Origin of the sequence: Myroides sp. WP-1, from assembly GCF_014145635.1 — a bacterium.
Lineage (GTDB): Bacteria > Bacteroidota > Bacteroidia > Flavobacteriales > Flavobacteriaceae > Flavobacterium.
Window position 1 is genome coordinate 21,774 of the sequence record NZ_JACHTC010000027.1, and the last position, 11,051, is coordinate 32,824.

Below are 11,051 nucleotides of genomic sequence, written 5' to 3' on the forward strand. Positions count from 1 at the left end.
TAACTATTTATTATTCAAAACTCATGGCACTAAAAAATGATAATTTCCAACGTTGTTTTTATAGCACGATGACATTTAATACTGTTCTATCTCCCGGTAAAATCATAATTCTCAATTTTGCTTCATTTCCATAAATATCAAGCAAAGAGCACAGCATTAGATTTTCTTTAAGACTATTGTTGACGCTTTCTCTCTTGTAATAAATCCAAAAACAAAGACCTGTATATTCATGATTATAATCTGTTACTGTTAAATATCCAGTCTTTGAATTTCCGAATCTATAGCTAAACAACTGATCATTAGTTTCTACGATATTATCGGTAGAAATGGCTGAATAATATTTTCCAGCAGTTCCCAAACCCTCTTCATAGAAATTATAACTAGACTGACAGATCCCTGCACGTAATCGATGAGTATTGTTGGGTTTGAATCGCACATAGTTTGTTGTCAACGTATAAGATTTTTCATTCTTAACATGTCTAACAACCTCAATATCTTGATTATTAAAAGAGTATGGAGGCATAACTTGTAACGTCACGGAATAAGGCATAGGTCTTCTACTATTGTTCTCTATTGCCGTAGAATACTCCTCCATTGTAACCACGCCCTTAGTGACCTTAGTAACCATACAACTTACACAAAGCAACGTTTTTCCCATTGGTTCAAGTGTTGAGAGATAAAAGGTAGCAGATGAACTTTCGTCATTGAGTGAATTTGATTCATTTGAAAACGACAAACCTGTACAGTAATCGCCGGCTGAATCACTATATTGAAATCGATCGCCGAAAGGATCATTTCTATAATTGACAAACTGAATGTGTTGGAAGATTTCAGTTTCTGGGATCTTAATGTAACGATCCATTACATCTTTAGCCTTAATTATTACTTCCACCTGTACTTGATGTCTTCCATTCGCATAAAGATTGGCTCCGGTATTACTTATACTTTCTTCAATATATAATTTTAGGGTTGAAAATGATTTTATATCATCCCAAGTATATTGACCATCGAATACTTCTTCTTTCCCCTGAACGATAGTAGAATCCTTCACAATAACATGACCGTGAACTAATCCATCCTCTTTTACAATGGCATTGTTTAAAACTTGACTATATCCATAAACACGAGCATAATCTAGAATTTCAGCATGTCCACTAATTTTAGCATGTCCGTATACAACGGCATGCCCTCCTATTTTAGCAAATTGCTCAACTTTAGCGTTTCCAAGTACTTGAGCCTGATCTTGCACAACAGCCTCTGTTGTTACTTCTGCCTTTCCGTAAATTTTTGCTTGATTAAAAACGGTGACATTGTCATGAATAACAGCATTACCAAACACCTCTGCATCGTCATAAACGCTAGCAGATCCGTCAATTATGGCATCTTCATACACTCTAGCATTTCCGTATACCTTTGCGTCATCCCAAACCATACAACTACCATATTGGCTCAAGTTATCATAACTTTCTACCCAACCTCCTACTGTATCAGTGGGTATGTGTCTTATACGCCAAAGCTTTTTTCCTTTATAAACTAAGACTTCATTAGTGAGCTCATATTTTTTTACAATTCTCATTTTTTAACAATTTTGTTTTATTTAAATTATCTATTTATCAAATTTAATGAGATAAAATAAGTATTAATGCAAAAAAATGAATAAAAAAACACTAAAGGTTTTTAAATAAAAACGCGATTAATTAATAATGCGTTTTAAAGGCAACTATTTTTATAAAAAACAAACGTCAAACAAAAATGATATACAAACCAATTGACTTCTCCTTCTTTGTTTTGACATGAATCTAAAACTTCTATTACAGGGAAAGCATGCTATAACAAATTCCAAGGCTTAAAAAGTTGAAAGGAGCAGATAAAAGAAATAGAATGGAAAGAAATAGCTGCTGTTGCTAGAAAAGGGATTACAGATCCCTAAGGGGGGGAAATAGACACAAAGAAAACCGATAACTCTCGTTATCGGTTTTCTTTGCGGAGAAAGAGGGTTAGCCTCTTTTACTCTGTATGCTTTATAAATAGGGGTGTTCATTTTTTTGAATTGTTGTGAGCACCTTATTCGGAAAGTTTTAAACTATGATTGGAATCGCTTGATTCTTGTGTAAAGATACCATTTAATAATTGATTTTGAGGAAAAAAAGATTTTCTACTCTCTTACTTCAATTTCCATTTAGTTAATTGTGATAGATACTTTACTATTTTTTTGTAGGTTTCCCTAAAGAAAGCCTACAACTCCAATTTGCTTTTTTAGATAATATTGAAAAATTCCTCTTTGTCCTAAATTCTTTATACCTCTTTTAAGTGAATAGTATTATGACAGATACAATTAATGCTAAGATAGTAACAAGCAAAACCCAAGGTTCACAATCATTTTTTTTTGTATATTCAATAACTTAAAACAGCGGTTATTTCTTTCGTATGATACTGTAGAAAAGGATGTTTATGAAGTTTCAAGGCTTGACGAAGTGGTTGAAATTGAAAACTAAGGCTTACGATTATTTATTTGACCTGTCATTGCACTAACCCTTTGACCGCTCAAGTATTATTGAATTTGTTGTTTTAAATCATTATATGCTTTTTTGGCAAACTCATTTTTAGGTTCAACAGATAACCAAAAATTTAATTTCCCTAAAATCGAATATAAATAATTAGGGTTTTTAATTTTATTTCTTCTTATATAATTTAAAATACCAAATTTTCTAATAAAATGAACTTCTTGTTTCAATTTTCTTTTATAATTTTTAGGAACTTTAACAGTCTCCCCCGCAATAGATATTCCTGTTAGTATTCTTTTATTCTTATTTTTCTGCAATACTGTTTTGGCTTCATTTAAAGTGAACCCACACTCATTAATTATATTTTTTATATAATCGATATGTTTCAGATTTATTTCATCACCTGAAAAAGCTAGATCATCCGCATATCTAGTATATTTTAAATTAAACTTTTGAGCTAACGCAAATAATCTTTTATCAAGTGTAAGAGCAATGATGTTACTTAAAATTGGGCTAGTTGGAGCGCCTTGTGGTAGATTTTTATTATAACAACAGATAGATGCTAAATAAAAGGAAACTTTATGTGTATAACCTAAATTTTTAAACACATTAATTACTTGGTTAATAGTAATAGTTGGGAAAAAATTCTCTAAATCAATTTTCAAAAACTCCTTTTGATTTATATGAATTTTAGCATTTGTAACAATTGATTTTTTGTTAGTAAATCCTTGAGCGCATGGATGTATCTTAACATCATTTAGAATATTTTTATATATCCAATTTTGCATATCCATTAAGGCAGGATAGGGTGCAAGTATAGTTCTAAATCCACCTAATTTTTTAGGTATTTGGAATTCTCTGTAATGTGAAGTGTTAGAATTTATTACAGAAGCCAAGTATTCTGAATTTCTTCCTAGTAGTAATGTTAAATGATAAAAGTCAAAAATGATAGGAACTTTATTACTTAATAAAGTTGAAATATATTTTAGATATATTTCTCTAGCTTCAACAGATATTTTGGCTTTAATAAAGAATGATTTCCATCCTTGAATGATTTTATTACTCATAATAAATTGGAGACACTAATTAGTTACTACTTTCTTAACTTTAGCTATGTGATTAAGACGGATTATTTTGGAGTATTCTCCAAAATAATATGGATTAATCACTGCGAGTCTCAGCTTTGCTGAGCGAGAACCTTTAAATTCAAAATCTCTGATTTTTAATTTAAAGGTAGAGGATAAAATATACCTTATCCTACGAAGCGACTTCACTTCGATTGTACTAGTTTCTTGTGTGCCTCCAAATTTCATTGCAATGTATCAAAAATTAAAATCTCTTGGTATATAAAAACTATTTATTTTTATTTTGGGACCTAAAAATTCTTTATTTATTTTAATTTCTTTATTGTGTTTAATCGAGCTAGATTTTACAATTTTTGTTATTCCACTTTTTGTTATTTCGATTCTCTCCTCATCAATTACATTTATTAATTCGTTTTCTTTAAGTTTATCAATTGATTCAAACAATATTTTGGGTGAAATTTTATATCTACTATATAAAGTAAAAATAAAAAGACCTTTCCCTGATTTGAATAAATCTTGTAGAATAATATTATCAACTCTATTTAATTTCATTTTAAACCTTTTTCAAATCTTGTTAGCATTGTAGTTCTAGATTTATCTGTTATATCTCTTGGCCACCAAAATATAGGAAAAACTGAATTCGGTGTATTACCTAAACAACTTTCCAATGAATATAAAGCTTCTGCTTCATTGTATCCAAATGAATAATCCTTTAGTTCATAATGATTGATTTTAGTGCAAAGTTTTTGTTCAAGTTGCGTCATTATTTCTAATGCGTTTACAAGTTTAGATCCCTTAAACCTTTCTGATATACCTTTAGGTAATCGAAGAGGGCAAAAAACTTCATATCCTTCATTTTCAATTCTTTTTATGCCTAAATCCATTCCAGCAATAAAACACAATTTTATAACTAAAGAAGGATCTTTAATATCATTTTTTAACTGCTTTATTCTTCCTAAGATTGTTTGACCACTTCCAACAAATTCATCAACAAGCATTACTTGATGTTTACCGTCCTTAAAATTTTTTGGAATTGCACCAAATCTATTTACTGTTTTTATATTTGACCAACCTTGTTGAAATAAGGGCATTTTAATATTATCCAAAATCTTTTGACTACTATCTGCTTCATCATCATATGTTATCGAAGCTATTTGACATGTATCTTCGTTAAATCCCGAATCTTCAATAATGTAGTCTGCAAGCAAGTTCAAATAATTTCCAAAAACTTTTTGATCCAAATAATTAAATTCCTTTAATAGATCTACAATCAAAGATTTATGCTCTTTTGTTTGACACAATAGTATTAATTCGATTAAACTATCTTCTTTATCACATAACCAAGGTTGTTTTGAATATAAACCAAAAATTTCATCAAAATCCTCTTTATTAATGTTCTTTTTTATTCTTCGCATATATTGTTAAAGCATTACAGATAAAATTGTTATGTATCTCCGCTTAGTGTCATACTAACGATTTAGTAAAAAAACAGTAGCTCTTCAAAAATTATAAATAACTAATATACAACCTTTATAAAAAGCAGTCATATTCTATTTAGTTATATAAATAGTAGTTTACTTTAGTTTATTACATCAAACGGACATACAAAAAAATGTTTTTTCATGAAACAAAACACAGTACAGTTTCGTAAGAAAATACCTATATGCATATTTTGTTAAATTCACTACTAATATAATTAGTTTTTGCAAATCAAATACTTACTAAACCAACTTATTATGAATAGCAAATTGCAAAACAATATTGTTTATTTGTCAAACATATAAAATTTTTTGTTAATTCTATTACGGAAATCCGTAAACCCTTCAATATTTTGAGTCTAGCTTCTATCTAATACAAAAAAAATAGCGACTTCGGAGTAGTTTTCTCGCCCTCTGTAAGAGTAAGTCGTTTTGAAAACTTGAACTCAATTTCGAGTGCCTCAAAATATAACTTACTGTTACTTTTGCTTCCTTATTCTGAAACCCTTTGTGTATTATTAGGAAAATGCTCTAGTATTAAACTTAAGATAAATCCTTCTAGTCCAACAGGACATTTTACACTGGGATAAATTTTAATAGATCCGTCAAAATTATTCCAACCAATTAGACTATCTATATCTAATTCATCGGGTAAAGTATAATTTCTTTCTTTAAATTGCTTTTTAATGTCCTCTTTAAGCATATTTATTTTAGTTTGAAATTCTTTAGATAACAGTTTTGATGTTAAATTCATAGATTATAATGTTTTATATTTTGTATAACTTTCTATTTTCTTCATTTCAAATAATTCAAGGAGTTTTTTTCTTATTATATTTTCATTTTTATGATTTCTATCCTGCTTTCCAAGTAATAAATCAATAGATATTTGAAAGTCGGAACTAATTTCTTTTGATTTCACATAATCTGGGAATCCAAAATTAATTATTACCTGACCTTCTACACCATTAAAATTAAGCTTATATCTATACTTTACTGAACCAAAAATTAATTTAGAATAATATTTTTCATTGTTTATTAAAACATGATTTTGCAAACCTTTGCCATTAAGTTTTAAATTATCAATTTCGTCTAAAAACATCTTTACATCATCATGACTTTCCTCATTTTCATCTAGGTACAAATCAATATCAGTTATAGATTTAAATTTTAAAAAAATATTAAAGTCTTGTGTAAAAGAATAAAAAAATCTAATTCTTGAAGAATTATCAAAATCTTTAAATTTCACTGTAATTATATCCTCTTGTGATTTAATAATTGATTTATTAAATAATCTCTCCTTCAATACTGAGAGCATTATATTGTTCACTTCAAAGGTTTCTTTTGAAGTAAAATCTTGCTGTACTGATATTTGTATATCACTATCTGAGATTTTTCGCAATGTAATTGCTCCATTATGATATGTTTTGTTATTTGTCCAATCATTTAGTAAGTTCTCTCGTTCAATTTGATATTCGAAAATTGCTGTTGCCTCATCTTCAAAATAAAAACAAGGATTTCCTATAATAGTATAGTTAGGTCTATAGGTATGTTTTTCTTTAATTAATTGATTTAAATTTATTGAATTATCAAAAATATCAGTAAAATCAAAGTTTGTACTACACTTAATGGAAGATGTTCTATATTTTACAGCTTCTTCTTTAGTCTTTTGTGTTTCATACAATTCTAAAAAATCTTTTGGGCTAACAATACTTTTCATAATTAAAGGAATAGAATTGTTTTTTTGATTTTGCCCTAAGAACACCCCTTTATCTCTCAATAAAGAATTGATATTTGAATTAGTAACATTCGATTTTATAAGTAATTGTCTTATATAATCACCTTGCGGTAGTAAATCTTTCTTCATAACGTTTAATTTCTAAAATCAGAAGGGAATTTTTTAATTACTAAATTTTCATTTAAACTATAAATAGGGAAATTAACTAGTAATTCTTTTACTTGATTTTCATTTAATAAATAATCATATGATTTATAAAATAATATAATTTTATTTATGGTATTTAAATGGTCAAATGACTTTGCGAAATTTAAAATTTGTGAGAATTGATCTTCTGAAAAATCATCATTAATAAAAATTCTTAATTCTATAGAACTTTTATTAATTACACGCAGTGCAATTATATCAGAATACAGATAGTTTAAAGGAAAAGTTTTTCCGAATGAATTCTCTTGTATTGCAGTAAAATTTAAACCTGTATTGTGGTAAACAAAATCAATATTTTCAATTCCGAATAATTCATTAGTTTTAAAAATACTTTCATATAAAAAATTTACTTTACAATTATCTAGTAAAATAATTTTATCAAAAATCAAATCGTTGTCAATTTGTATATTTGATACTTTTGAGGATAAATCGTAATCTATTGTACTTGTATTAGACAACCAAACAAGTATACCAAATACTTCAGTTTTACTAATATCAGTGAACAAAAAATTCGTTTTATTTTTTAAGCTAGAATTATTAAAGCACTCCAAAGTAATAGCTAAATCTTTAATATGTGATTTAAACAAAGTAGATGGATATTTTGGATATTCATCAGCTGTATATTTTGAAGAAATAACACCAATATCAAGTGTATTGTCTTCAACTGGACTTTTACTACTAATGAAGCCATCAAGACCATGTGACTTTCTATTATTCTTGGCAGAAGAATCCTTATGTTTTTCACCTTTAATACAATCAATTGAAATATTTTCTTGCAGTGAGTTATATATTAAGATATCTTCGAAAATGAATTTAATAATTCTTTCTCCTTTTTCACCTATGGACTTAGACCACTCTCCCATAATTTATTTATGATTATTAGATTTTTTTTTGAATTTACTAATCTTGAAAAATGCTTTTATTGATGAAATGAAATATACAAATCAATTTATAATGATACGGAATTCCGTAAGTATGATTATTCTCTTAGCGCTGTTAATCAAGAATATTATGTTTTTAGTTGATAATTACTCCATTAGTAAGTTCTATTTTATCTAGTAAATTATCAATTGAATTATAAAATGCATTATAAAATCTAGTTGTATCAATACTCTTTAGTATTTTTATAAAGAGCCCATTATTAATTTTTGATTCAATCAGTAAGTCATAATCATCTTGATTATTAGATTTACTGTTATAAATAGCATAATTTATAGGGCTTAAACTGGAGTAATAACTTTGTAAAAAGAATGCTTCTAAGCTAACCATATCACCTTCTTTAATTTTTATTAAGGGATTAATTATAGCATAAAAATTATTATGGACTGTGTGTATATCCTCTTTTCCTATTAGTTTTAAATAAAATTCTTGATGTGTAATTTTACAATAAACAAGAAAAACTAATAGATATGAATGAAATATGTATCCTTTAGGGCATATTCGTAGTACTATTCTTATATGTGACATGATTTTTTCTTGTTGTCTTAATGTAAGGTTAGACAATAAGGTTCTACAAGATATTTTGAATAACTCTTCGTCATCGCTGTATTGTATTCCAAATTTTTGAGTCCTATCCGAATCATTGAAAAAAGATTCAAAGTCAAAATAGTCATATAAAAAAGAAGTATAATTATCTGGTTTAGGCAAAGAATATTCTATATCAATAAATCTTCTAAGATATTCTTCTGAATCGATTTTATCATTACCATAAACACCTTTAATAGCATTTCCTAGTTGAATTTTATCAATGGATAAAATAAAGACAACATTAGGTACAGAGAATAGATGTTTAATCTGTTCTAATAATAATACAGAATAATTAGGCCTGCATCTATCTAATTCATCTATTATAAAAATAAGGGGTTTATCCTCTGTATTATCTGCAACGAATTTTGAAAGAGAGGTTTTGAATTCTTCTATTGATTCTTTTCTATCATTATATTCTTTTATATCCTTTTCAAATAACTCCATTGTTCCTTTAGAGATTCCGTCAATTGCATCTACTATTATTTCTGTATCAATATATTTGCTAACAACGGCCTTTACCAAAGTTGGAACTGCATTTTTAGCTACTGTAATAGCTTTTTGAATAACTGGTGCAATATTATTGTTATGTTGAAAATGTGAATTCAATTCACCTATTAAAGCAAGAAGAGGGTTGTCTTCAAAGTCATTTTTCCAAGCATTAAAGTATATCGTTTGAAAGCCTTGATTTATTAAGTGTTGCTCCCACATTTGTACAAATGTAGTTTTACCGTATCCCCATTTGTTATTAATGGCAAGAACAAAACCTTGATTATAATTTTCAATTATACTTGTCAAAGTAGTAGCGTAAATCTGTCTATTTAATTTACAGTTTTTAAATGGAAGAGCCTTGTCTATCTCTACTTCATTATTTTTGATGTTCATAGTTTTTTTTGTAGTAAAGTGTCTTTTACTAAGATAAATATTTTTTAGATTTTAAATAATATTATATTAATAAACCCTTAGTATTTTCAAACATAGAAAACTTTCTTTTAATTTTATTACGGAAATCCGTAAACCCCTCAATATTTTGAGTCTATCTATTGTTTAAGTGAAAAACTAGCGACTTCGGAGTAGTTTTCCAGCCCTCTGCAAGAGCAAGTAGTTTTGATGACACGATTCTAATTTCGAGTGCCTCAAAACATAACTTACTGTTACCTTTGCTGTTACCTTTGCTGTTACCTTTGCGGTAACTTTTACACTACCTTTAAAGTTTTTTTATATCAGGGATCACCTCTAAAATTATATGGATGGATGGATTTAAATCTTTTTTGGGTAAACTGAATATGTATTTCAAAACTTAAAAACATTAATAAAGAACCTTCTTTTCACAAGAGTAGTAACGCTCTGCTGTTATAATGAAATGAAATGATCTGAAAGAATAAACAAGTGTTTTACTGTGTATTTGACTGTAAGCCCTTAGATCGGAAGATACATTCTAAAATTTAGCTAGATCATTGAAAGGATGAGAAAGCGTCTGAACATTTAATTTCAGAGTACTATTCAAGTAAAAAATATAGTAGCTTTACTTTATTTAACAATCAAAATGATTGCTAAACAAATCATCTAATAATTATATGGAAACCCAAACTTCTAAATTTAGAAACCTATACATATTAAAACTAATTTTCGGTTATTTTGCTGCTATTGTTAGCATTGGGATATGCCTTAAATTTTTGAATGGAGATTATTACCCACCAAAAGAAAGAGCAGCCCTCTTTTTTATCTTTGTTATTATTTTATTTGTACTAGCTGGAACTTATGATTTTTTAAAAATAACAAAAGTAATTGTCAGAAATGATACGATAGAAATTCAGTACTTCTTAGGACTGAGAAAAAAAATTATAGCATATCGAGAAATTGTTCAAATTAACCAACACAAAAGTTTCTTACAAGGAAGAACAGGGCAAATAAGTGATGGATTTCACCTCAGTGAAATTGTTTTAGCTGATAAAAACTCCTTTATTTTATCTCCTGACAAATTTGGAAACTATACGCAATTAATAGTAGCGATTAGAAGAAACCTGAACAACATCCAACACAAGTAATACGAGAAAAGGGAGTACAGATCCCAAAAAGGGCAAATAAACACAAAGAAAACCAATACCTCGTTACACTCGGTATTATGCTTTTTTTATTTTCCAAAAAGTACCCTCAAAGCGAGCTTTCTTTTCTAAGATTATTTTTTTACCCATCACTCATAACCCATCACTGATAACCAAAAAGGGATTACAGATCCCTAAGGGGGGGGAAATAGACACAAAGAAAACCAATTCCTCGCTACACTCGGAATTCTGCTTTTTTTATTTCCAAAAAGTGATGCTGAGAGTAAAACTCTCCATCACTTTTTGGAAATAAAAAAACCGATAACTCTCGTTATCGGTTTTCTTTGCGGAGAAAGAGGGAATATAACCCATATATAAATAGAGTGTGATAAAATACTATTATTTTGATTTATTGGTAGTTATGTTTTTATTAAGTCGATTAAATACCTTAAAATACTATATGATAGTATCAA

The 11,051-nt window shown here is 28.1% G+C and carries 9 protein-coding genes; 1 reads left to right on the forward strand and 8 read right to left on the reverse strand.

The window, feature by feature from the left end; all coding sequences use genetic code 11:
- Positions 1 to 58 precede the first annotated feature (58 nt).
- From H4K33_RS15575 to H4K33_RS15610, 8 genes are all read right to left on the reverse strand, one after another.
- Complete coding sequence (locus tag H4K33_RS15575; protein WP_182650642.1) at positions 59 to 1,576, reverse strand: transferase; 1,518 nt, start codon at positions 1,574 to 1,576, stop codon at positions 59 to 61.
- 975 nt (positions 1,577 to 2,551) lie between these two features.
- The gene (locus H4K33_RS15580) at positions 2,552 to 3,571 is read right to left on the reverse strand and encodes a retron St85 family RNA-directed DNA polymerase (RefSeq protein WP_182650645.1); all 1,020 of its coding nucleotides are present in this window, start codon (positions 3,569 to 3,571) and stop codon (positions 2,552 to 2,554) included.
- Positions 3,572 to 3,826: 255 nt separating this feature from the next.
- The gene (locus H4K33_RS15585; RefSeq protein ID WP_182650647.1) at positions 3,827 to 4,141 is read right to left on the reverse strand and encodes a hypothetical protein; all 315 of its coding nucleotides are present in this window, start codon (positions 4,139 to 4,141) and stop codon (positions 3,827 to 3,829) included.
- On the reverse strand, positions 4,138 to 5,004 hold the full coding sequence (locus H4K33_RS15590; RefSeq protein ID WP_182650649.1) for a hypothetical protein: 867 nt from the start codon (positions 5,002 to 5,004) through the stop codon (positions 4,138 to 4,140). The genes H4K33_RS15585 and H4K33_RS15590 overlap by 4 nt, the downstream gene beginning before the upstream one ends.
- A gap of 556 nt (positions 5,005 to 5,560) precedes the next feature.
- Positions 5,561 to 5,770: a hypothetical protein gene (locus H4K33_RS15595; RefSeq protein WP_220485345.1), complete on the reverse strand. Its 210-nt coding sequence runs from the start codon at positions 5,768 to 5,770 to the stop codon at positions 5,561 to 5,563.
- A 54-nt stretch (positions 5,771 to 5,824) separates the two neighbouring features.
- A complete protein-coding gene (locus tag H4K33_RS15600; protein WP_182650653.1) occupies positions 5,825 to 6,931 on the reverse strand; it encodes a hypothetical protein in 1,107 nt (368 codons plus the stop codon).
- A gap of 5 nt (positions 6,932 to 6,936) precedes the next feature.
- Positions 6,937 to 7,872: a hypothetical protein gene (locus H4K33_RS15605; protein WP_182650655.1), complete on the reverse strand. Its 936-nt coding sequence runs from the start codon at positions 7,870 to 7,872 to the stop codon at positions 6,937 to 6,939.
- 154 nt (positions 7,873 to 8,026) lie between these two features.
- Positions 8,027 to 9,418: a P-loop NTPase fold protein gene (locus H4K33_RS15610; protein ID WP_182650657.1), complete on the reverse strand. Its 1,392-nt coding sequence runs from the start codon at positions 9,416 to 9,418 to the stop codon at positions 8,027 to 8,029.
- Between the two features lie 692 nt (positions 9,419 to 10,110).
- Between H4K33_RS15610 and H4K33_RS15615 the strand changes: the two genes are divergently transcribed.
- Positions 10,111 to 10,581, forward strand: a complete 471-nt coding sequence (locus tag H4K33_RS15615) for a hypothetical protein (protein WP_182650659.1) — start codon at positions 10,111 to 10,113, stop codon at positions 10,579 to 10,581.
- Positions 10,582 to 11,051: the final 470 nt, after the last annotated feature.

Coding starts and splice junctions, on each gene's coding strand:
- H4K33_RS15575 (WP_182650642.1), bottom strand. CDS start 1,576: ATGAGAATTGTAAAAAAATATGAGCTCACTAATGAAGTCTTAGTTTAT.
- H4K33_RS15580 (WP_182650645.1), bottom strand. CDS start 3,571: ATGAGTAATAAAATCATTCAAGGATGGAAATCATTCTTTATTAAAGCC.
- H4K33_RS15585 (WP_182650647.1), bottom strand. CDS start 4,141: ATGAAATTAAATAGAGTTGATAATATTATTCTACAAGATTTATTCAAA.
- H4K33_RS15590 (WP_182650649.1), bottom strand. CDS start 5,004: ATGCGAAGAATAAAAAAGAACATTAATAAAGAGGATTTTGATGAAATT.
- H4K33_RS15595 (WP_220485345.1), bottom strand. CDS start 5,770: ATGCTTAAAGAGGACATTAAAAAGCAATTTAAAGAAAGAAATTATACT.
- H4K33_RS15600 (WP_182650653.1), bottom strand. CDS start 6,931: ATGAAGAAAGATTTACTACCGCAAGGTGATTATATAAGACAATTACTT.
- H4K33_RS15605 (WP_182650655.1), bottom strand. CDS start 7,872: ATGGGAGAGTGGTCTAAGTCCATAGGTGAAAAAGGAGAAAGAATTATT.
- H4K33_RS15610 (WP_182650657.1), bottom strand. CDS start 9,418: ATGAACATCAAAAATAATGAAGTAGAGATAGACAAGGCTCTTCCATTT.
- H4K33_RS15615 (WP_182650659.1), top strand. CDS start 10,111: ATGGAAACCCAAACTTCTAAATTTAGAAACCTATACATATTAAAACTA.